The sequence below is a fragment of the Desulfonatronum zhilinae genome (genome assembly GCF_900182865.1).
Taxonomy (GTDB): Bacteria; Desulfobacterota; Desulfovibrionia; order Desulfovibrionales; family Desulfonatronaceae; genus Desulfonatronum; species Desulfonatronum lacustre.
In genome coordinates this window covers 403,031-424,405 of sequence record NZ_FXUJ01000001.1, presented here as the reverse complement: position 1 = coordinate 424,405, position 21,375 = coordinate 403,031, and the positions used below count along the sequence as shown (strand labels likewise).

Annotated in this window: 19 protein-coding genes; all 19 read right to left on the bottom strand. The window is 60.2% G+C overall.

Annotated elements, in window-relative coordinates; genetic code table 11:
- Positions 1-2: 2 nt before the first annotated feature.
- Positions 3-1,082: an MBL fold metallo-hydrolase gene (locus AC559A_RS01940; RefSeq protein ID WP_498815928.1), complete on the bottom strand. Its 1,080-nt coding sequence runs from the start codon at positions 1,080-1,082 to the stop codon at positions 3-5.
- An 82-nt stretch (positions 1,083-1,164) separates the two neighbouring features.
- Positions 1,165-1,794, bottom strand: a complete 630-nt coding sequence (locus tag AC559A_RS01935; RefSeq protein ID WP_498815926.1) for an NUDIX hydrolase — start codon at positions 1,792-1,794, stop codon at positions 1,165-1,167.
- Between the two features lie 71 nt (positions 1,795-1,865).
- The gene (locus AC559A_RS01930; protein WP_028573138.1) at positions 1,866-2,102 is read right to left on the bottom strand and encodes a hypothetical protein; all 237 of its coding nucleotides are present in this window, start codon (positions 2,100-2,102) and stop codon (positions 1,866-1,868) included.
- Between the two features lie 251 nt (positions 2,103-2,353).
- The gene (gene katG, locus AC559A_RS01925) at positions 2,354-4,549 is read right to left on the bottom strand and encodes a catalase/peroxidase HPI (RefSeq protein ID WP_498815924.1); all 2,196 of its coding nucleotides are present in this window, start codon (positions 4,547-4,549) and stop codon (positions 2,354-2,356) included.
- 62 nt (positions 4,550-4,611) lie between these two features.
- Entirely contained in the window at positions 4,612-5,094 is a 483-nt protein-coding gene (locus AC559A_RS01920; protein WP_028573136.1) for a Fur family transcriptional regulator, read from the bottom strand.
- Between the two features lie 137 nt (positions 5,095-5,231).
- Positions 5,232-5,879 carry a hypothetical protein gene (locus AC559A_RS01915; protein ID WP_051434742.1) on the bottom strand — a complete coding sequence of 216 codons (648 nt, stop codon included), beginning with the start codon at positions 5,877-5,879 and terminating at the stop codon, positions 5,232-5,234.
- Positions 5,880-6,043: 164 nt separating this feature from the next.
- A complete protein-coding gene (locus tag AC559A_RS01910) occupies positions 6,044-7,783 on the bottom strand; it encodes an aldehyde ferredoxin oxidoreductase family protein (RefSeq protein WP_028573135.1) in 1,740 nt (579 codons plus the stop codon).
- A 253-nt stretch (positions 7,784-8,036) separates the two neighbouring features.
- Positions 8,037-8,507 (bottom strand): ferritin-like domain-containing protein, encoded by a 471-nt coding sequence (locus AC559A_RS01905; RefSeq protein ID WP_028573134.1) that lies wholly within the window; start codon positions 8,505-8,507, stop codon positions 8,037-8,039.
- A gap of 53 nt (positions 8,508-8,560) precedes the next feature.
- Positions 8,561-9,418, bottom strand: coding sequence for an FAD/NAD(P)-binding protein (locus AC559A_RS01900; RefSeq protein WP_498815921.1), 858 nt, complete (start codon positions 9,416-9,418; stop codon positions 8,561-8,563).
- Entirely contained in the window at positions 9,415-10,485 is a 1,071-nt protein-coding gene (locus AC559A_RS01895; protein WP_498815919.1) for a 4Fe-4S dicluster domain-containing protein, read from the bottom strand. Before AC559A_RS01895 ends, AC559A_RS01900 begins: the two co-directional genes overlap by 4 nt.
- Complete coding sequence (locus tag AC559A_RS01890; protein ID WP_498815917.1) at positions 10,485-11,441, bottom strand: 4Fe-4S dicluster domain-containing protein; 957 nt, start codon at positions 11,439-11,441, stop codon at positions 10,485-10,487. The genes AC559A_RS01895 and AC559A_RS01890 overlap by 1 nt, the downstream gene beginning before the upstream one ends.
- A gap of 12 nt (positions 11,442-11,453) precedes the next feature.
- Positions 11,454-11,912, bottom strand: coding sequence for a hydrogenase iron-sulfur subunit (locus tag AC559A_RS01885; RefSeq protein WP_498815915.1), 459 nt, complete (start codon positions 11,910-11,912; stop codon positions 11,454-11,456).
- Positions 11,900-13,858, bottom strand: coding sequence for a CoB--CoM heterodisulfide reductase iron-sulfur subunit A family protein (locus AC559A_RS01880; protein ID WP_028573129.1), 1,959 nt, complete (start codon positions 13,856-13,858; stop codon positions 11,900-11,902). Before AC559A_RS01880 ends, AC559A_RS01885 begins: the two co-directional genes overlap by 13 nt.
- A gap of 263 nt (positions 13,859-14,121) precedes the next feature.
- Positions 14,122-15,066 carry a CoB--CoM heterodisulfide reductase iron-sulfur subunit B family protein gene (locus AC559A_RS01875; RefSeq protein ID WP_498815913.1) on the bottom strand — a complete coding sequence of 315 codons (945 nt, stop codon included), beginning with the start codon at positions 15,064-15,066 and terminating at the stop codon, positions 14,122-14,124.
- Positions 15,063-15,620, bottom strand: a complete 558-nt coding sequence (locus AC559A_RS01870; protein ID WP_498815911.1) for a 4Fe-4S dicluster domain-containing protein — start codon at positions 15,618-15,620, stop codon at positions 15,063-15,065. The genes AC559A_RS01875 and AC559A_RS01870 overlap by 4 nt, the downstream gene beginning before the upstream one ends.
- 525 nt (positions 15,621-16,145) lie before the next feature.
- Positions 16,146-17,327 (bottom strand): iron-containing alcohol dehydrogenase, encoded by a 1,182-nt coding sequence (locus tag AC559A_RS01865; protein WP_498815909.1) that lies wholly within the window; start codon positions 17,325-17,327, stop codon positions 16,146-16,148.
- 330 nt (positions 17,328-17,657) lie between these two features.
- Entirely contained in the window at positions 17,658-19,007 is a 1,350-nt protein-coding gene (locus AC559A_RS01860) for a sigma-54-dependent transcriptional regulator (protein WP_498815907.1), read from the bottom strand.
- Positions 18,976-20,208, bottom strand: coding sequence for a two-component system sensor histidine kinase NtrB (locus tag AC559A_RS01855; RefSeq protein WP_028573124.1), 1,233 nt, complete (start codon positions 20,206-20,208; stop codon positions 18,976-18,978). Before AC559A_RS01855 ends, AC559A_RS01860 begins: the two co-directional genes overlap by 32 nt.
- The gene (locus tag AC559A_RS01850; RefSeq protein WP_498815906.1) at positions 20,208-21,359 is read right to left on the bottom strand and encodes an iron-containing alcohol dehydrogenase; all 1,152 of its coding nucleotides are present in this window, start codon (positions 21,357-21,359) and stop codon (positions 20,208-20,210) included. The genes AC559A_RS01855 and AC559A_RS01850 overlap by 1 nt, the downstream gene beginning before the upstream one ends.
- Positions 21,360-21,375: the final 16 nt, after the last annotated feature.

Genomic DNA, 21,375 nt, shown 5'->3' with positions numbered 1-21,375 from the left:
GGTCACCTGTTGTCGTCAAGTCGCCGCGTTTCGCCGTGGCGCAGCAAAAAGAAGTCGTCTTCAGCCAGGCCGTGCCGCTGCCGGGCTTCGGCCAGGTCGACAATAGGCTGATCCAAAGACTCATCCGTGATTCCATGGAAAGTTCCCCAATGCACGCCAATGGAACGGCGAGCCTGGACGTCCCGGTGCACCAGCACCGCTTCCTCCGGGTTGATGTGCTGGCTTTGCATGAACCACCGTGGTTCGTACGCGCCCACCGGGATGGCCGCCAGGTCGAAGCCGCCGAAGCGTTCTCCGATGTCCTTGGTATCTTGGGAATAACCCATGTCCCCGGCGTAATAAAAGACGAAATCCGGCTGCTCCACCACCCAGCCACCCCACAGGGTTTGATTTCGATCCCGTAACGTTCGTTGAGACCAGTGCTGGGCCGGGACGAAGTGGACCGTGGTCCGACACTCTTCGCCATCCATCTCCAGATTATCCCACCAGTCGAAATCCCGCACATGGCCGCGGGAGGCGGGAACATTGCGCTCGAACCATTCCTTGAGGCCCAAGGGAACCATGAACAGCGGCGAGCCGCCGGGTTGCGCCGCCACCTCCCGAACCGAGTTCAAATCCAGATGGTCGTAATGGCTGTGGGAAATCAGCACCAAGTCGATGCGCGGCAGCTCATCCAGGGCCACCCCCGGTGGCTGCCACCGCTTTGGTCCGGCCCATTGCACCGGTGAGGCCCGCTGCGAGAAGACGGGGTCCGTAAGGATATTCAGCCCGCCCATCTGCATCAGTACCGTGGCGTGCCCGATCCAGGTCACGGCCGGCTCGGAAAGGTTGGTTCGCAGGTATTCCAGGTCCGGGGCCACCGGGGCCAGTTCCAATGTGGGCTTCTTTGGCAGTCCGGCCAGCCGCCTCTGGAAGAACCAACGCCAGAAGTCCGGGCCGCTGGGCCGGGAATGGGGATAGTTGTTTTGAAAGCCCGTGGGGGTATGGTGCGGCTTGTCAGGGTCGTAGTGCGGGTTCTTGCCGGAGCATCCGGCCACAAGGGGGGTCATCAGGATCACGGCAAGCAGAACAATCGATTTCATGAATCAATCCGTGTACTCCACCATCCGACGGGTTGTCCGCCGAAAAGAGCGGCGCGGAGTTGGACAAGGGTCATGGCCGCGATCAATCGAACGCAGCCGGGCGGGTCGGGTCCGCCAGGTGACGACGGACCTCCGAGAGATGGACGTGGTTGGTGCGGTGCTCGGAAAGAGGCGGGAGATCATCGAAGGAGAAAAAGCCCACGTCCGAGGTTTCATCGCTGGCCGAGGGCGCTCCGCCGGTCAGTTCGCACAAAAACAGCACTTTGTAGGCGTGAAAGAATTCCATGGGCCGTCCGGCCCGGTTGGCGTCGTACACGCCGATCAGCCGGACCGGCTTGGCCTCGTATCCGCTTTCCTCGAGAATCTCCCGGGCGATCATGGCCGAAGGATACTCGCCCACGTCGGCCCAGCCGCCGGGCATGGCCCACTTGCCGTCGGCCCGCTCCCGGACCAGCAAAATGCGGTCGTCCCGGACCACGGCCCCGCGCACGTCCACTTTGACCGTGGCGTAGCCGGGCTGCACCAGAAACGTGCGCAAGACGTCGTCGGTTTCCAGGCAGGTCTGGCTGGAAACCATTTCCGAGGCCAACTCCAATAGGCGATGGTAGCGGGTTCGTTCGTAGTGGGTCTGGGCAAAGGCGAGGCCGGTCTGGCTCAGGGCTTGAATCTCCCTGGACCACTCCAGCCACTGAGTGGGTGGGTCATGTTCCATGGCCTTGACGATACAAAAAAAACTCCCTGAGAACAATCGTTCCCAGGGAATTTGAGCGGAGAGGCAAAAGGCTAGAATCCGCGAAAAGCCAGCATATTGAATGATTTATAGCCGCCTTCCACGTCTTCGGCGTAGCGGCAACCCAGTGGAGAGTCGCCGGGCTTGTACTTGATGTTCTCATTGGAGCCCCTGAAGACTGCGCAATCATTGTTTTCACAGACCAACAGCGCCCCCCAGCCGGACTCCGGCGGTCCCAAGGTCGAGGTCAACTCCACGCCGCAATGGGGGCAGCAACGCTTTTCGGACATTTTCATAATCTCCTTGCAATTTGGTTGATGAAAGGATGGTCAAGGCTTGTGACCCACAAAACGCACAATGTTCACCGCGAGCCTTGCAATCATGAACAGCGACAATCGTCAAGCTGTTCGAGACAAGAGATAAGGCCGATCATTTAAATGACAAGGACCGAATGTCCAACGGAGCATGACGCTGCAATAGCGGGGGAGCCGTAGGGGCGACCGGCCGGTCGCCCCTACTTCCAAAGACCGTTAAGCCGGGATCAAGTCAGGTCGAAGCGGTCCAGGTTCATGACCTTGGTCCAGGCCGCGACAAAGTCGCGCAGGAATTTCTCCTGAGCGTCGTTTTGGGCGTAGACTTCGGCCAGGGCGCGCAATCGCGAGTTGGAGCCGAAGATCAGGTCCACGCGGGTGCCGGTCCACTTCAGGTCCCCGGTCTTGCGGTCTCGGCCTTCAAAGGTGTCTCCTGTCTCGGACATGGCTTTCCACACAGTGCCCATGTCCAGCAGATTGGTGAAGAAGTCGTTGGTCAGAGCTCCGGGCCGGTCTGTGAACACGCCGTGGGCCGATCCGCCGACGTTGACTCCCAGCACCCGCAACCCGCCGACGAGCACGGTCATTTCCGGAGCGCTCAGGGTCAGCAACTGGGCCTTGTCCACCAGCATCTCCTCGGCGGATACGGAATAGGCCTTCTTCTGATAGTTGCGGAAGCCGTCGGCTTCGGGTTCCAGCAAAGCAAAGGATTCCTGATCGGTCTGGTCCTGCGAGGCGTCCGTACGGCCTGGGGAAAAGGGCACCTCCACAGCATGTCCGCCGGCCTTGGCCGCGGCCTCGACACCGGCGCATCCGGCCAGGACGATCAGGTCCGCCAGGGAGACCTTCTTGCCGCCGGATTGGGCGGCGTTGAAGTCGCTTTGGATGGATTCCAGCACGCCCAGCACCTTGGCCAACCGGTCCGGCTGGTTCACGGCCCAATCCTTTTGCGGCGTCAGGCGAATCCGGGCGCCATTGGCCCCGCCGCGCTTGTCCGAGCCCCGAAAGATGGAGGCCGAGGCCCACGCCGTGGAGACCAGTTCCGCCACGGACAGGCCGGAGGCTAGAACCTTGGCCTTGAGGTCGGCGACGTCCTTGGCGTCGACCAGGGGGTGATCAACAGCCGGGACCGGGTCCTGCCAGATCAGGTCTTCGGCCGGGACTTCCGGGCCGAGGTAGCGGGCCTTGGGGCCCATGTCCCGGTGGGTCAGCTTGAACCACGCTCTGGCGAACGCATCCGCGAAGCCTTCCGGATCGTTCAGGTAGCGCCGGGCAATGGGCTCATAGATCGGGTCGAAGCGCAGCGACAGGTCAGCCGTAGTCATCATGGGGCGGCGCTTCTTCGTGGGATCGTGGGCGTCCACGATCATGTCCTCGTCTTCCACGTCCTTGGCCAGCCACTGGTTTGCGCCGGCCGGACTCTTGACCAGCTCCCACTCGTATTTGAACAGCACTTTCAGATAACCCATGTCCCACCTGGTCGGGTTCGGCTTCCAGGCGCCCTCGATGCCGCTGCTGATCGTATCGCCGCCCTTGCCGCTACCGAAGCTGCTCTTCCAGCCGAAGCCCTGCTCCTCAATGGGTGCGGCTTCGGGCTCCGGGCCGACATGGGACGGATCGCCCGCGCCGTGGCATTTGCCAAAGGTGTGGCCGCCGGCGGTCAAGGCGACGGTTTCTTCGTCATTCATGCCCATGCGGGCAAAAGTTTCCCGCACGTCGCGGCCCGACGCCACCGGGTCCGGGTTGCCGCCCGGGCCTTCGGGGTTCACGTAGATCAGGCCCATCTGCACCGCGGCCAGCGGATTCTCCAGGTCCCGATCCCCGCTGTAGCGTTTGTCGCCCAGCCATTCGGCCTCCGAGCCCCAGTAAATGTCCTCTTCCGGTTGCCAGATGTCCTCACGTCCGCCGCCGAACCCAAAAGTTTTGAAACCCATGGATTCCAACGCGCAGTTGCCCGCCAGGATCATCAGGTCGGCCCAGGAAATCCTGTTGCCGTATTTTTTCTTGATCGGCCAGAGCAGCCGCCGGGCCTTGTCCAGATTGACGTTGTCCGGCCAGCTGTTGATGGGCGCGAATCGCTGGTTCCCGGTTCCGCCCCCGCCGCGTCCGTCCGCGGTGCGGTAGGTACCCGCGCTGTGCCAGGCCATGCGGATCATCAGACCGCCGTAGTGTCCCCAGTCCGCCGGCCACCACTCCTGGGAGTCGGTCATCAGGGCGACGAGATCCTTTTTCACCGCGGCCAAGTCGAGCTTCTTGAACTCCTCGGCGTAGTTGAAATCCGGCCCCAAGGGGTTGGAAGCAGGGGCGTGCTGGTGCAGAATGTCCAGGTCCAGTTGATTGGGCCACCATTCGCGATTCGACGTGCCTTTGGCGGCCGGGTGGTCATGCGTCTTGCCCGTAACGGGACATTTGCCTGTTTCACTCATACCGAGATCTCCTTTCGTTCCATGAACGGTTGAGGTTCTGATAACGATTTGGTTGCCATCTCCTACGAACCGATGTTTTCCGTCTCTTTTCCGGATGCAGCCCCCTGACAGGCCCGGCAGACCCCGAAAAAATCCACACGATGCGTGGTGACCCGAAAGCCGGTTTCCTGGCTGACCTCTTTAGTCAGATCCGTCAGACCGTTCAGCTTTGGGTCCAGAATCGTCTTGCACTTAATGCAGATGACATGGGGATGGGGATACGGCTTGCTGCCGTCGTAGCGGTTGCTGCCGTCGGGAAAGCCCAATTCCAGCACCTCGCCCAATTCTCGCAACAGGGCCACGGTCTTGTAAACCGTGGCAATGCTCGTAGTCGGAAAATCCCGGCGAACCTGCTCGTAAATCCGTTCCACCGATGGATGTCCGTGGCTGGAAGCCAAGATCTTGAGCACGGCCATCCGCTGCGGGGTCAGCCGAAAATCGCGTTCCTTGAGCCGTGCGATCATCTGCTCAAGGCGTTCATTGGTACTCGAAAGTGGTTTCTCCATGACACGTCCCATTTTGCGAAAACATTTCTTTATGGATAATTGTTATCCGTAAAATCGTCAAACTATTTTTGGACAGGGTGGCTTACTGCCCAGGAACCCTGCGACGAACATATCCCCAAAGCTGGGGGGATGGGGTGTTACGGTTGGACGGCCGTTACTCTCAGAGCGATGTCGCCCTGGGGAAGTTGCCAAGAATCGAGGGATGATGACGTGACGGGCAAAGGCGTGCCGTTGAGGACAACTTTATGCAAGTGGTCAAAAAATTTCGGGGGTTGGGATTTTAAAAACTTCAAAAGATATTCCGAGGGGACAAAAACCCCCTGGTGCAGAAACAAGCCGGCAAGCTCACGGCCTACGGCATTGTAGAGACGAACTTGCAGGCGAAAAGGCTGTTCTTCCGTCGAGTCGGTCGTGTTCTCCCTGGACTGTGAGATCCCCTCGCGCATTCTGCTGTAATAGCCGCCCCGGCGCATTGTCGCCCCCACCAAGCCAGGCATGGCCGCGGACAAAGCCAAACGCGAGGAGGGAACGATCATTGCCCGGTCCAGATCGTCAATGGCCTTCCCGTTGAGGAAAATCGTCTGCAAGTATTTTTCCGTATACACCCCGCAAACGCCGACCAGTTCACACAAAAACTCCCTGAGCGTGCAGGGTTTGGGCACGGGCATGTCAAAGCCCTGGAGAAGAATGCCGAACCATTCCGGGGCATCGTGCTCCATCACGATCAGAGGCAGATTGTCCAATGTTTTGTCATAGGGTTCAGGATAAGGAGCGGTGTACGGCATGGCTGATCTCTCCGAAGTCAGGTTTGGAAATTGACGTTAGATGCGGCAAACGCCGCCCTGCCACGCAAATAAGCAAATGAATAAAAACGGGTCCTGAACAGAACAGCGGCACCCCGGGAGGCTGGCCGCCTCCCGGGGTGCCGAACAAAAGATCGTTCTTACGTTTAGAAGTTGTAGACGCTGTCCAATTCTTCATTGGACACGTCGAACACGACATTGTGGGGCGCGAGGGGCTCGCGGGAGAAGTACCGGGGCAGACGGTCATGCTCAGGACCGAAACCGGCCTTCTTGTTGAATTCTCGCTCCATTTTCAGGATCTTCTGGCCCAGGGCGACCACGTCGTCGCCGGTCATATTCAGGCCGTACATCTGGTTGATGGAATCGACCATGGCGTTGAAGGTCTCGGGCTGATCCAGAATGGCGAAGGCGATGAACAGGCAGTAGCCCGTGGCGTCCAAGGCCGCCGTCGCCACCTGCAGGTTCCGGGACAGTTCGGCCTGGCCTTCAGGCTTGAGCGGATCGACATCGCCGCCGACCTTGAGAATGTTCGTGGCCACGGCATAACCTGCCGTATGGTCAGCTCCCTGAGTCGTGGTGGCGTAGGTCACCCCAATGCCCTTCACCGCGCGAGGATCGTAAGCCGGCATGGCCTGACCCTTGACGACAGGAGCATGCTCCAGGCCGTAGCAACGGGCCGTGGTGGCGGCGCCCGCCCCCAGGATGCGACCCAACGGAGTGCCCTTGCCCACTTCGTGGACCAGATTGATGGCCCCTTCGCCGTCGCCGAACTCAATCACTCCGGCTTCCATGGCCACGCCGATGGTCACGCCCATTTCAATGGTGTCCACCCCATAGTTATCGTCCAGGTAGTCCAGCTTGGCCACCACGTCCAAATCGTCGATGCCGCAGTTGCCGCCGTGGGACCAGACGGTCTCGTATTCCGGCTGCTTGGTCATGTAGTTGCCGTCCTTGTCCGTATAGATTCCGGAGCACTGGATGGCGCAGCCGCGGTGGCAGCCGTGGGTGGGCTGGCCGCCTTCGCGGTTCTTCATGTTCTCGGCCTGGAGTTCGCCGGACAGACTCTGGTGGTGCTTGTAGCGGCCTTCACGGAAGTTGTAGGTGGGATAGCCGCCGGCTTCGTTGAGCACGTTGGTCAGCACGTTGGTGCCGTAGGTGGGCAGGCCCTGGCCGGTGACCGCGTGCTGCTTCAGCCCTTCCACGAACTTGCGGTTGGCTTCCTTGAACCCTTCCGGATTTGCGGGTTGACGCATTTTGGTGTTGGAAGCGTCCACAACGATGCACTTGATGCCCTTGGAGCCCATGACAGCGCCGACGCCGCCGCGTCCGCAGTGCCGGGTGGGCCGGAATTCCGGATCCGTCACGGCGATGGAGGAGTTGGAAAAGCGCATCTCGCCAGCCGTGCCGATGGAGATCACGGAAACCTTTTCCCCGTAAACGGGCTTCAGTTTGTCGATCAGCTCGTAGTTGGGCAACATCTTCAGCTCGTTGGCCTTCTCGATCTTCACGCCCTGATCGTCGATGAACACCTTGTACATGTCGTCGCCCTGGCGCTCGCCTTCCAGAATCACCGCGGCGTAGCCGAGACGTCCCAGGGCCTGGGCAGCGGTGCCGCCGGCGTTGGATTCCTTGATGGTCCCGGTTAACGGGCTCTTGCAGCCCACGGAAAGGCGGCCGGAGGAAGAGGCAGCCGAACCGCTCATCAAGCCGGGGGAAATAACCAGCTTGTTTTCCGGTCCCAAGGGATGACAATCCGCCGGGACTTCCTTGTACACCACCATGGTGGTCATGCCCCGACCGCCCATACCCGCGTAGTCGCCCACCGGCTCCACTGTCGCCTTGGGTCCGCCCTGTGCGCCGACATCAATGCGTAAAATCTTGTCCATCAAAGAACCTCCTTAATATGTTATGCCTGCATGCAAAAACACTCAGCCAATCACCAAGTCGCCGATTATCCGTCCAGCCGTTCAAATTTACGTCCCGAGCATCGGGATGTAAACAGGCGAGCCAGATACTTCCCTGAGTCACCGTGCCCGGCTCAAACGCAAATTACCCCAACAGTCCGTCAGCATGTATCGTGTTCGTGCTCAGCCGTTTCGCTGAACACAGTGCAACATGACATCCCTACGTATCCGCCCCCTACGTCAGCATTTTCGAGAGCTGGCGCAGATGCGAGCGTTCCTCGTCAATGCACTGCATCACGAATTTCTTTTCAGTGTCCGGGACCAGCTCCTTCATTTCCATGAAAAACAGAATCGTGTCCTTTTCAAAGCCCATGGCCAGACGAATGGCTTCGTTTTCACTAGTGGCTTCGGCCAACCGTCTTTGCAGCTCCGGGGAAAAGATCGAGTGGGAATCAATCAGGGCCTTCAAATACATCCCATACTCTTCCGTCGTGCTCCAGGCCGGCAGCTCGAACTTGCCCAACCGGTCCTTGAGCTGCTGGAAAATCTGTTCATGCCGGGCTTCTTCCTTGGCAAAATACAGAAAGAAGTCCTTCACATCCGGGTTCTTCGCGGCCTGGGCCGCGCTGATGTAAAAGGCCTGCCCCTGTTGTTCGATGGTCACCGCGGCTTCGGCGATCTCGGCCGCCTGAAAAAATTCAGCCATAGCTTCTCTCCTTGGTTCACATCCGTCGCAAACCGAATCCGGGCGAGCCCGGATCAAAGTTCATTGGGCAATTCACGCAACTGTTCGTAGGTAAACACCGGCCCGTCAACGCAGACGTATTTCGTGCCGATGTTGCAGCGTCCGCAGATGCCCACGCCGCACTTCATGCGCTTTTCCAGGGTGGTGACGATCTGATCGTCCTTGAAGCCCAGCTTCTTCAGGGCCTGAAGGGTGAACTTGATCATGATCGGCGGGCCGCAGGTCACGGCCACGGCCTTCTTGGGCTTGGGGGCCATCTCCAGGAGCACGTTGGGGATCAGCCCGACCTTGTGCTCCCAGCCTTCGGCCTCTCGGTCGATGGTCAGCACGGTCTCCATGTCCTTGCGCTCCAGCCATTCGGGCAGTTCGTAGCTGAAAGCCATGTCCTGAGGGCTGCGTGCGCCGTACAACACGCTGATCTTGCCGTAGTCCTCGCGGTTGTCCAGCATGAACAGTAGCAGGGTGCGCAACGGGGCCATGCCGATCCCGCCGCCGATGAAGACGACGTCCTTGCCCTTCATGGACTCGTAGGGGAAGTGATTGCCCAGCGGAGCGCGTACGCCGATCCGATCACCCTTGGACAGGGAATGCAGCTTGGTGGTCACTTCACCGGCGCGCATCACGCTGAACTGCAGGTACTCCTTGCGCGTGGGCGGCGAGTTGATCACAAAGGTGGACTCGCCGATGCCGAACACGGACAACTGCCCCACCTGGCCCGGCTCGTAATGGAAGTTTTGCATCCGCTCCTCGCTGCCCAGGACGATCCGGAAGGTCTTGATGTTGTGCGTCTCCTGAATTGTCTCGATAATCGTGCCGATCTCCGGCAGATACGGGTTGGCCATCAGGGGGGACTGTTTCGGGTTCTCGGTCATTTCGCGGCCTCCTCGACAGCCGGTGGTTGATGGGCCATGGCTTTGGTCACGATTTCCCGGATGTCCACGCTCACGGGACAGCTCTTGATGCACCGGCCGCAGCCGCAACAGGAGATGATCCCCTCATGAAGGGCCGGGTAATAGCTGAACTTGTGCCCGACACGGTTCTTCAGGCGATGGGCCTTGGTGGGCCGGGGATTGTGGCCGCTGGCTTCCAGGGTGAACTGAAAGGACATGCAGTTGTCCCAGGACCGCACCCGTCGACCGGTCAGCCCGGCGTTTTCGTCGGTGATGTTGAAGCAGTAACAGGTCGGGCAAAGATAGGTGCAGGCCCCGCAACTGATACACTTGGCCGAGACATCCTCCCAGAAGCCCATGTCGTCGAACAGCGCCAACAGCTTGTCCTTGGCCGGGCCGAAGTCTTGCGGTTCGCCCATGTCCTTCAGGGCCTGTTCGCGCAGCTTCTTGGCCTGTCCGGCTTTTTTCTTCCCGGCCGTGAACAGGGAACTGCCCAGCAACGCTTCACCCTTCTTGCTGACCGCCTCCACCACGAACCCGTCGTCCATGGGCGTCAGGAGCAGGTCCGAACCCGCGGCGTCCCCCGGAGCGGAGCCCACGCTGTGACAAAAACAGGCGTTCTCCGCCTTCAGGCAGGCAATCGTCGCGAAAAGGGTGGCTTCCCTGCGGGCCAGATAATACGGATCTTTATACTTCGCGCCGTCGTAGACCCGGTCGAAAATCAGGAATCCCCGAGCGCCGCAGGGCCGGGAACCGAAAACCAAGGTCGGTTCCGGAGTGATGGTCGGAAACAGTTCCACGTCCACCTGGCCCAGGTCGTCCGGGTTCTTGCGGTAGTCGTAGCGCAGCAGATCCTCGCTGGCCGGAAAGACGGTGCTTTTGGGCGGGGCCGTTGCCTCTTGTCCCAATTCCACATTTTGGCCCGCGACATACGGGACAAAGACCACCGCGTCGCCTTGTCTGGCCGGAGCGAGCACCCGCATGGTCGCGGACAATTCGTCCAGCCAGGCCGTCAGCTTGTCGTTTGCTATGAATTTGGCCTCGGCCATCACCAACCTCGCTCGTTGATGTTCTCCTCTTCCACCTGGAAGGAGAGCAATGGCGGTATTGCGTTGGGATCAACACCGGCATCGTGGTTGAAGACTTCCTTGATTTCCTTGTTCAGCTTGCGCTTCAGCGCCAGGATCGGGATATCCACCGGACAGGCCCGCTGACACTCCCCGCATTCCACGCAGCGCCCGGCCAAGTGCATGGCATGAATCACCTGGAACAGCCATTTTTCCCGGACCGCGTCGTCCTGGGTCATCCAGTGCGGGTCCCGGCTCTGGGCTACGCAATGATCCCGACAGACGCACATCGGACAGGCGTTGCGGCAGGCGTAGCACCGGATGCAGCGACTCATTTCCTGTTGCCAGTGCTCGAACCGGGCTTCCAGGGGCTGGGATTCGAAGGCCAGGACGTCGGCGTAGTCGTCGTCCACGGCATGGGCTTCCCGGGGCGTGCCCGCGAAATGGTCGTGGACCAGGGCGTTGGGAAACCGGCAGCGCGTACACTTGTCCGCCAGAACACCCGCCAGGGCGACGTTGCGCTCCTGGCCGTCCAGGTTCAGCCGCAGTTCCGTGGGCGAGGCGTCCACCTCCGTGACCCGGCCGATGTCGCCGACCTCGCGGCGCAGTTTGGTCAGGTCCACCACCCCGTCGCAGGGGAAGCCGAAGACCACCACGTTCTCGCGGTTGATCAACCCTTCCTGCTGCAACTGGATCACGGCCCGGCTGTCGCAGCCCTTGACCACCAGCCCGACCTTCTTGTTCTTCAGGCCGGTAAGATAGGTCGCGGTGTTGTGCACGGCCAAGGGCCCGATTTGCAGCCGCTCCACATCCTCCACCGTGCGGATGAACAAGGGCGTGGCGTGCAGCGCGTCGTAGCCCTGCTCCCAACCGATGACCATGTCCAGCTTCGGCAGTTGCGCCGTTATCTGTTCCTTGAGTTGCGTGAGAATCGTCACTGTTTGCGCTCCTTAGCACGCCGCCGCGGTTGCCGGGTTCTGATCAGGAGTCAAGCCGAACCGAGGGGCCGGGCCGAGCTTGTGAATCTGCTCCGTGAAGGTGGTCACCACCTTCTGCCACCGTTGCCCTTCGGAAGCGGAAACCCAGGTGTACTCAAACCGGTCCGGGTCAATGCCCATGGTCGGCAAAAGCCGCTTGAAGACTTCCAGGCGACGACGGGCGTAGAAATTGCCTTCGGCATAATGGCAGTCCCGAGGGTGACAGCCGGACACCAGAACGCCGTCGGCCCCGGAGAGCAGGGTCTTGGCCACGAACAAGGGGTTGATCCGGCCCGAGCAGGGCACACGGATGATCCGCAGGTCCGTGGGTTGGGTAAACCGTCCCACCCCGGCCGTGTCCGCCCCGCCGTAGGAGCACCAATTGCACAAGAATCCAACGATACGAAGTTCCTTTCCGGCTAGAGCTGACATAAGGCGTTCACCTCGGCGAGAATCTGGTTGTCGGTAAAATGGGAGAGCTGGATAGCGCCCTGGGGGCAGGTGGCCGTACACAGACCGCAGCCTTGACACACGGTTTCAATGACCTCGGCCTTGGGCTCGCCCCGGAAGTCCACTTCCTTGATCGCGCCAAAGGGGCAAACCTGGATGCACTTGCCGCAGCCCACGCAGCGCTTGATGTCCACGAAGGAGATCATCGGGTCGTTTTCCAGCTTGTCCTTGGCGAACAAGGCCAGAACCTTGGCCGCGGCGGCACTGCCCTGGGCCACGGAGGCCGGAATGTCCTTGGGTCCCTGGCACGCGCCGGCCAGGTACACCCCGGCGGTGTTGGTCTCCACGGGCCGCAGCTTTGGGTGGCTCTCCATGAAAAAACCGTATTTGTCGTAGGAAATGCGCAGCTTTTCCGCCAGCTGCGGCGCGCCGACGGCGGCTTCGGCCCCGGCGGCCAGGACCACCAGGTCCGCCTCCACCTCCACCTGGGTGCCCATCAGGGTATCAGCGCCCCGGACCAGCAGTTTGTCGCCCTTGGGGTAGATCATGGAGACCCGGCCCCGGACATACTGGGTACCGTACTCCTCCATGGCCCGGCGGGTGAACTCGTCGTACATCTTTCCCGGCGCACGGATGTCCATGTAAAAGACGTAGGACGTGGAATCCGGAATGTGATCCTTGGTCAGGATGGCCTGCTTGGCCGTGTACATGCAGCAGAAGCCCGAGCAATAGGGCCGATCCACGCTCTTGTCCCGGGAGCCGACGCACTGCACGAAAACAATGGTCTTGGGCTCCTTGCCGTCGGAAGGCCGCTTGACGTGCCCGCCCGTGGGACCGGAAGCCGAGAGCAGCCGCTCGTACTGCAAGCCGGTGATCACGTCCGGCAGACGTCCGCCGCCGTATTCACCGTACTTGGAAATGTCGAACAGGTCGTAGCCCGTGGCCGCGACAATGGCCCCGACGCTTTCGGTGACGATCTCTTCCTGCTGGTCATAGACAATGGCATTGGTCGGACAGACCTTGGCGCAGATCCCGCACTTGCCCTTGGTGAATTTGAGGCAGAACTCCGGGTCGATCACGGCCTTTTTGGGAATGGCCTGGGGAAAAGGGATGTTGATGGCCGTGGTCGTGCCCACCTGTTCGTTGAAGTGATCCAGGGACTTCTTGCTCGGACATTTCTCCATGCACAGGCCGCAACCGGTGCATAATTCCCAATTCACGTAGGGGGCCTTGCGCTTGATCTTGACCTCGAAGTTGCCCACGTACCCGCCGACTTCTTCCACCTCGGACATGGCATAGAGCTGAATCTTGGGGTGCTGGGCAACGTCCACCATCTTCGGCCCGAGGATGCAGCTGCTGCAGTCCACCGTGGGGAAAGTCTTGTCCAGCTTGGCCATCTTGCCGCCGATGGTGGATTCGCGCTCCACCAGGATCACTTCCCGGTCTCCGTCGGCACAGTCCAGGGCGGCCTGTATCCCGGCCACTCCGCCGCCGATGACCAAGACGCGCTTGTTGATGTCGAATTGCTTGGCGAACAGGGGCTGATCCCGGCGCAGCTTTTCCACGGCGATGCCGGTGAGTTCGATGGCCTTGTTGGTGTTCGCCTCCTTGTCCTTGCCGATCCAGGAGACGTGCTCGCGGATGTTGGCCATCTCGAACATGAACCGGTTCAGCCCGGCCCGTTCCACGGTGCGCCGAAACGTCGGCTCGTGCATCCTGGGCGTGCAGGAGGACACCACAACGCCGTCGAGCTGGTTGTCCTTGATGGCCTGGATGATGCCGTCCTGTCCCGGCTCGGAACAGGCGTACATGGTATCCGACGTGAAAACCACGTCGGGAAAGGCGCGAGCGGCCTCGGCGACCTTGGCCGCGTCCACCGTCCCACCGATATTGCTGCCGCAGTGACAGATGAAAACTCCAATCTTCATGAACGTTCCTCCAGCTTCGCCCTACGCTCTAGCTGAGTGTTGAAAAAAACGTATCTTGCTGTTCGTGTTCTAAAATGTATCTACTCAGCACATTTTGTGTCCGTTTTTGCTCCGGCAATCGGGGTCGGTATCGGTATCGGTATCGAAACAGGAAGAGTTGAGAACGCATCCCAGCGTTTTCGATCCCGATCCCGACTCCGACCCCGGCAACAGAATTATTTTGTGCTGAGTAGTTACTCAAAAATTCCAAATGCAACGGACAGCTAGGCGGCCTTGGCCTGGGGCGCTTGCTTGCCGGCCTCGCTTTTGGCTTCCCGCTCCCGTTTCTCGGCTTGTGTCGCGTGCATGGCGTCAAGGGCCAGCCGGGGATTGACGCAAAGTTTGGACAACCCCAGTTCGCTTTGCGGAACACCCAGGGCCAGACCGATCAACTGCGTGTAGTAGAACACGGGCAGTTGAAATTTACGCCCCATGGCGGCGGAGGCCTGGCCCTGACGCAGATCCAAATTCATCTGGCACAGCGGACAGGCCGTGACCACGGCGTGGGCCCCGAGGTCCGCAGCCGCTTCCAGCAGTTTGCCGGAAAGCTTGGCCACGATGTCCTTGCGCGGGATGCCGAAGGAGGCGCCGCAGCACTCCACTTTCAATGGGAACGGCAGAACCTCCGCGCCTAGGGCGGCCATCAGCTTGTCCATGGCGGTGGGATTCTCATGGTCGTCGAATTGCATCACCTCGGGGGGCCTGTTCATGATGCACCCGTAATACGGAGCGAGCTTCAGCCCGGTCAGGGGCCTGTTCGGGAGCATTTCGGCCACGGCGGCGGGACCCACGTCCTCGGCCAGAACCTGCAGCACGGACTTTACCGGGGTCGTTCGGTCCACCGGCTTGTCCAACAGCTTGTTCACTTGAAGCCGAAACTCCCGATCGCCCATCCGGTGCACGGCGACCTTCAGATTGGTCAGACAGCTCGGACAGGGCGTGATCACCGCGGCCGCGTCCAGGTCCTCGGCCAGGGCCAGATTGCGGGCCGCCAGGGCCGAAGAGAGCAGATGGTCCACGGTATGCGCCGGGGTGGAGCCGCAACAGCTCCAGTCCGGGATATCCACGAGATTCACGCCCAGGGCGCGACAAACCGCCCGGGTGGAGGAGTCGTACTCCTGGGAGGTGCCCTGTCCGGAGCAACCGGGATAATAGGCGTATTTGGTCATTGCTGCGTCTCCCTGAAGCGTTTGAAAATCTCGGCGACCTTGTCCTTGCCTTGAATTTCATGGGGTTTGAAGGAGAGCTTGCCCTTGGGCAGGATCTTCGGGCCCAGGTCCATGTCCGTCCAGAACCGACCGGTCTTGGCCACGTACGTCGCCAGCAGGCCCATCTCGAAGACCCGACCGTGCTTTTCCACGGAACCCAGGAACGTGTCCCAGAAAGTCTTCACGTTCTTCTCCGTGGCGTAGCCTTCGCGTCGGGCCATATGCCGGAGCACGTCCATGATCCGGGCCACGTCGATTTCATTGGGACAGCGGGTGGTGCAGGATTCGCAAGTGGCGCACAACCAGATGGACTTGCAGGAGAGAAGGCGCTCTTTCTGACCGGCCTGCAACAAGCGCATCACCTGGCTGACCGATATGTCATAAACAAAGGTGTACGGACACCCGGCGGTACAGTTGCCGCACTGGTAGCAGAGCCGGACTTTTTGTTCGCTCTCCGCTTCGACCTGGGCTATGAATTCGTGATCGCACGAAGCGTGAATGTCGACGACTTCCATGTGTTCTGGGCTCCTTGGAGGGAGGGTTGGCGGGGGAATCAGAGGAAAAGGAGATCGGACCCTTGAAAGCAAGTCAGGTAGCGTACCCGAACGAACTTCGTCAACGACCGGACCTCCTCGACATCTGATTGGTGCAAGGTTCAATGGTTCAGCGGTTCAATGGTTCACGGTTCAATTAAGCCGTTCAAGATATGCTGACGACGTAACTTTTCAGCATAGAGTAATGCCGTTGTCGGGGTCGGGGTCGGGGTCGGAGTCGGGATCGGGATCGAAAACGCTGGGAAGCGTTCAAAATTTTTCCTATTCCTATTCCGATTCCGATAGCGACCCTGACTCCGATTGCCGGAGCAAGGGCGGATACATAATGTGCTGAGTAGATACCTGACGACGGCGGAACATTTGAATTGTCCGGTAATTTCCATGTCAACCGCTGAACCGTTGAACTCCTGAACCGTGAACACCACTCAAAACCAGGAAGGCCGAGCCAACGGCCCGACCTTCCTGCCCAAACCACAAAAGCGAGTCTTACAGCGCGGCCTCGAAGATGGCGGCCACGTCGGCGTCCTTGGGGCACCGGGGGTTGGTGAACCCGCAGGCGTCCTTCTGGGCGTTGCCGGTCATCACGGCGATGTCTTCCTTTTTGACTTTTTTGCCGTAACGCTTGCCCAGCTCGACCAGGCCGGAGGGGATGCCCACGTCGGCGGAAAGCTCCCTGATGGCGTCCAGAGCCTTTTCCGCGGCAGCGCGCGGGCTCAGGCCCTCAATGTTCTCGCCCATCAACTGAGCCATCTTGGCGAAGCGCTCCACCTTGGCGATCAGGTTGAACTTCTCCACGTGGGGCAACAGGATGGCGTTGCACTCGCCGTGGGGCAGGTCGTAGAAGCCGCCCAACTGGTGAGCCATGGCGTGCACGTGGCCCAGACTGGCGTTGTTGAAGGCCATGCCGGCCAGGTACTGGGCGTAGCACATGCCTTCGCGGGCATTGATGTCCTGACCGTTGGCCACGGCGGGACGCAGGTGCTGGAAGATCAGTTCGATGGCCTTTTCGGCGCAGGCGTCGGTCATCGGGGTGGCGATGGTGGAAACATAGGCTTCCACGGCGTGGGTCAGGGCGTCCATGCCGGTGGCGGCGGTCAGCGCCGGGGGCATGCCCATCATCAGCAGCGGATCGTCAACAGCCACGCCGGGGGTGACGCGCCAGTCCACGATGGCCATCTTTACCTTGCGGGACGTGTCGGTGATGATGCAGAAGCGGGTCATTTCCGAAGCGGTACCGGCGGTGGTGTTCACGGCCACATACGGAGGCATGGGCTTGGTGGACTTGTCCACGCCCTCGAAGTCGTGAATCTTGCCGCCGTTGGCCACGACAAGGCCGATGCCCTTGCCGCAGTCGTGGGAACTGCCGCCGCCCAGGGTGATCAGACTGTCGCACTTGTTTTTCTTGTAGACTTCAACGCCGGCGTGGACATTTTCGTCCGTAGGGTTGGGGATGGTGTCGTCGTAGACCACGCAATCCATCTTCTCGGATTTGAGCAACTTCACGATCTGGTCGGTCATGCCGATTCCGGTGATGCCCTTGTCGGTGACCAGCAGGGGTTTCTTGCCGCCCAGAGCCTTGATCTTGGCGGGGATTTCCTTGTGGGCGCCGATGCCGATCAATGTCACGCTGGGAATGAAAAATCCATAAACTTGTTCACGTACGGCCATAATGCTAACCATCCTTTTGGTTAAAGGGGAGAAGAAACACAACATTCACGCTTGCTTTCCGCTGCAGCGACTATTGGCTCCCCTAAAGCAACTTCCGGGCCATACCAAAAAATCAAGTAAATTCAAATGGATCGATCACGTCTCCGCGCCATGCCCCGGCCCCAAGGGGACACTTTGGAGGGCACGGCGAGGAGCAGTCCACCATTTCCAGAAACAAACCTCCCGCCCAAGACAAATAATAGCTTTATTCTTCATATGGTTAAAAACCGTGTATCACCTTGACACGGGACAAGCCCTCCCCTGGGTCAAAAAGATACACAAACAATCTCGTCAGTTCAGTTCGTATTCCTTCATTTTCCGGTAGAGGGTTTTCCGGCCAATGCCCATGGCCCTGGCCGCCTGCTGCCGATTGCCCTCGAAATGGCTCAAAACCCGCGTAATATGCTCTCGCTCCATGACCCGCAGGGAAAAGAGCCCATCGCCGTCCGCCCTGTCCTCCAAATGCGGCGATTGGTCCACCAGTTCTCGGGGCAAAGCCCGGTCCGAGATGATCCCTTCGTCAGCCAGGATCATGCTCCGCTCCAAGACGTTGCGCAGTTCGCGCACGTTGCCGGGCCAGGAATAGTTCAGCAGACAGTGCATGGCCTTGTCCGTTATCCGGTAGCGGGTCGGCGTGGAAGGCAAACTGGCCAGAAAGTGCTCCACCAGCAGCGGGATGTCTTCCTTGCGCTCCCGCAGGGGCGGCGTATGGATGTTGAAGACGTTGATCCGGTGCAGCAGAGCCTCCTGAAATCGGCCCTCCTCCACCTCGGTGAACAGGTTGCGGCTGGTGGCGAAGATGAACCGGATGTCGATGGTGCGCTCCTCTTTTTCCCCCACCCGGCGATAGGTCTTGTTCTCCAGCACCCGCAACAGCGAGGCCTGGACCTCAATGGGCAACTCGCCGATTTCGTCCAGGAACAGCGTGCCCTTGTGGGCAAAGGCCATCAGGCCATCGCGGGATTCCGTGGCCCCGGTGAAAGAGCCCTTGACGTGGCCGAACAACTCGCTGCGGGCCAGTTCCTTGACCAGGGCCGCGCAGTTCTTGATGATGAACGGCTTGTCCGCCCGCTTGCTGTCGGAATGGATGACCTGGGCAGCCACGTCCTTGCCCACCCCGCTTTCCCCGGTCAGCAGGACCGGGACATCCGTGGGGGCAGCCCGGCTCGCCAGATAACGGATCTGTTTAATGCTCTCCGATGTGCCCACCATCCGGTGCGCCCGCTGGTTGACCGACGACAGCTTATAGCCGCGGTTTTCCCGCTGCATGCAGGCCCGCTGCCAAGCCCGCTCGATGACCAATTCCAGCTTGTCCAGATTGAAGGGCTTGGTGATGTAGTCGTAGGCCCCCAGCTTCATGGCCTGGACCGCGTTGTCGATGTTGCCGTGGCCGGTAATCAGGATGATTTCCACATCCTGGAGCCGTTCCTTGAACTCGGTGAACAGGTCCAATCCGTCCGCGTCCGGCAGGCGGATGTCCAGGATCACCACGTCGTAGACGTTGCGCCGGGACAACTGTCGGGCTTGGGCCGCGGAAGGCGCGACGTGAATGCTCCGTTCCGGTCGGGAGAATTCCTTCTGAAACAGCTTGAGAATGGATTCCTCGTCGTCAACGACGAGGACCGAATAGTGTTCGCTCACGAGATCCTTCATTCGCGTTCAATGGGAGACAGACGGTGAATCGGGACCCTTTGCCCACCTCGCTGACGACGGAGATATCCCCGCCGTGTTCCTGGACGATGCTGTAACACGAGGCCAGCCCGATCCCGATTCCCTTACCCACGGGCTTGGTGGTGAAAAAGGGCTCGAACATCTTGTCCAAATTTTCCGGAGGAATGCCGCAGCCGGTGTCCTCGACGCACAGGCAGACCTCCGCCTCGCCCACGAAGCTGGTTCGAATCTGGATGGTCCCCTCGCCCTGGATGGCGTCCAGGGCGTTGACCAGCAGATTCAGGATCACCTGCTTGAGCTGGGATTCATCCCCGTAGATCAGCGGCAGTTCGTCGGCCAGACGCAGGTCGATCTTTAATCCGACGCGCTTGCGTAGATGATGGTCCACCAGGCGCAGAGTGTCCGTGACGATCTGGTTCAGGGCCAGAGGGGAAAAGGCGGCGGAAACCGGCCGACTGAAGGTCAGCAAGGTTTGGATGATCTTCTGGCAGCGATTGCATTCCTTGAGAATGATGTCCGTATACTCGCGAAAATCCTGGGCCAGCTCCGGGTCCACCTCTCCCTCGATCCGCGGCAGACGGCGCTGCAGGCCTTCGGCGAAGCCGCGGATGGCGGCCATGGGATTGTTCACCTCATGGGCCACGCCGGCGGCCAGCATGCCCATGGTGGCCATCTTCTCCACCTGATAATACTTGGCCTGGTACTCCTTCTCCAAGGTCACGTCGCGCTTGAAGATCAATACCCTATGTTCCGGCCACTCAGGATTCTTCAGCGGCGAGGCCACCATCTCGAATTGCAGGTTACGGCCCTTGAGCTTGAAGATGGCCGTGTCTCGGCAGACGGAGTTGGTGGCCAGGGAACGAAACGCCGGACACTCCGGACAGGGGTGATCCTCATGACGGAAAAGTTCGTAGCAGAACTTTCCCTCGGGATGGGGATCATCGAACAAATGCCGAAAGACGTGATTCACCGAGATGATCCGCAGATTCTCGGACAAGACCATCATCACGTCCGTGATCCCGTCCAGAATCGCCGCGATTTCCCGGCGCTGCTCCTCGGAGCGCTTGTTGGACTCCTTGAGTTCCTCGACCTTTTGGCGCAGTTCCTGAAAAAAGCCGAGCTTGCTGTGCTCGATGCCGATCAGATCCTGCAGGTCCGTGGGTTGGACCATCACCACGCCTCCCGGCAAATGGCCAACAGATCCTCCCAGTCGGCCTTGCGGGGATTGGTCAACATGCAGGCGTCGTGCACCGCCATCCGGCAGATCTGTTCCAGCTTGGAATCGTCGGGTACGATGTCCCGCATCCGGTGCGGCACGTCCAGCCGGGCGAACAGTTCCTCCAATTGGGCGATGCCTTCTTCTCCCTGACTCAAAGAGCAGCTTTTCGGATTACCCTGAATGATCCGCCCGATGGCGCACATCTTTTCCGGACAGGCCGGGAGATTGAAGCGCATCACCGCCGGCAGCACGATGGGATGCACCAGGCCGTGCAGGGTGTCGAAGATTCCGCCCAGGGAGTGCGCCAGGGCGTGGCCGATGCCCAATCCGGCGTTGCTGAAGGACATCCCCGCGGCGGTGCTGGCGATGGAGAGCTGCTCCATGAGTTCAGGGGTTCGGTTTTCCAGGGCGGGTTGAAGATTTTTGGCGATCAGCTCAATGGCCTTTAAGGCCTGATTTTCCGTAAAGGGCGAAGCCAGGGGCGAGACGAAGGACTCGATGGCGTGGGCCAGGGCGTCAATGGCCGAGGACACGACCAGCTGATCGCCCTTGGTCATCAGCAGGTTGGGATCAATGATGGAAACGTTGGGCACCAGGGACCGGCTGATGATGGACATCTTCACCTGCCGCTCCACATCCGTGATGATGCAGAACTGGGAAATGTCCGAACCGCTGCCGGCGTTGGTGGGGATGAAAATCATCGGCGGCAGGGGCCGCATGATCCGGTTCGCCCCTTCGTAGTCCGCGATCCGTCCGCCGTTGCCCACGATGGTCCCCACGCCCTTGGCCGTATCCATGGGACTGCCCCCGCCCAGGGCGATGATCACGTCGGCCTTTTCCCGGACGTACAGATCCGCGCCCTCATGGACCTGATAATCACGGGGATTGGAGTTGACCTTGTCGAAAAGCACAAAGTCCACCCCGTCGTCCCGCAGAATATCCATCACATGCCCGGCCCACCCGGAATCGATCAGCCCCTGGTCCGTGACCAACAGGGCCCGCTTCGCTCCCAGCCGACGAGAGCACTGAGCCAGATAGCCGATGCTGCCCTGGCCGAAGATGATTTCCGGAATGGCGAACTTGGTTACGCGATGGTCGGACATGGTGGTGGATGGTTCA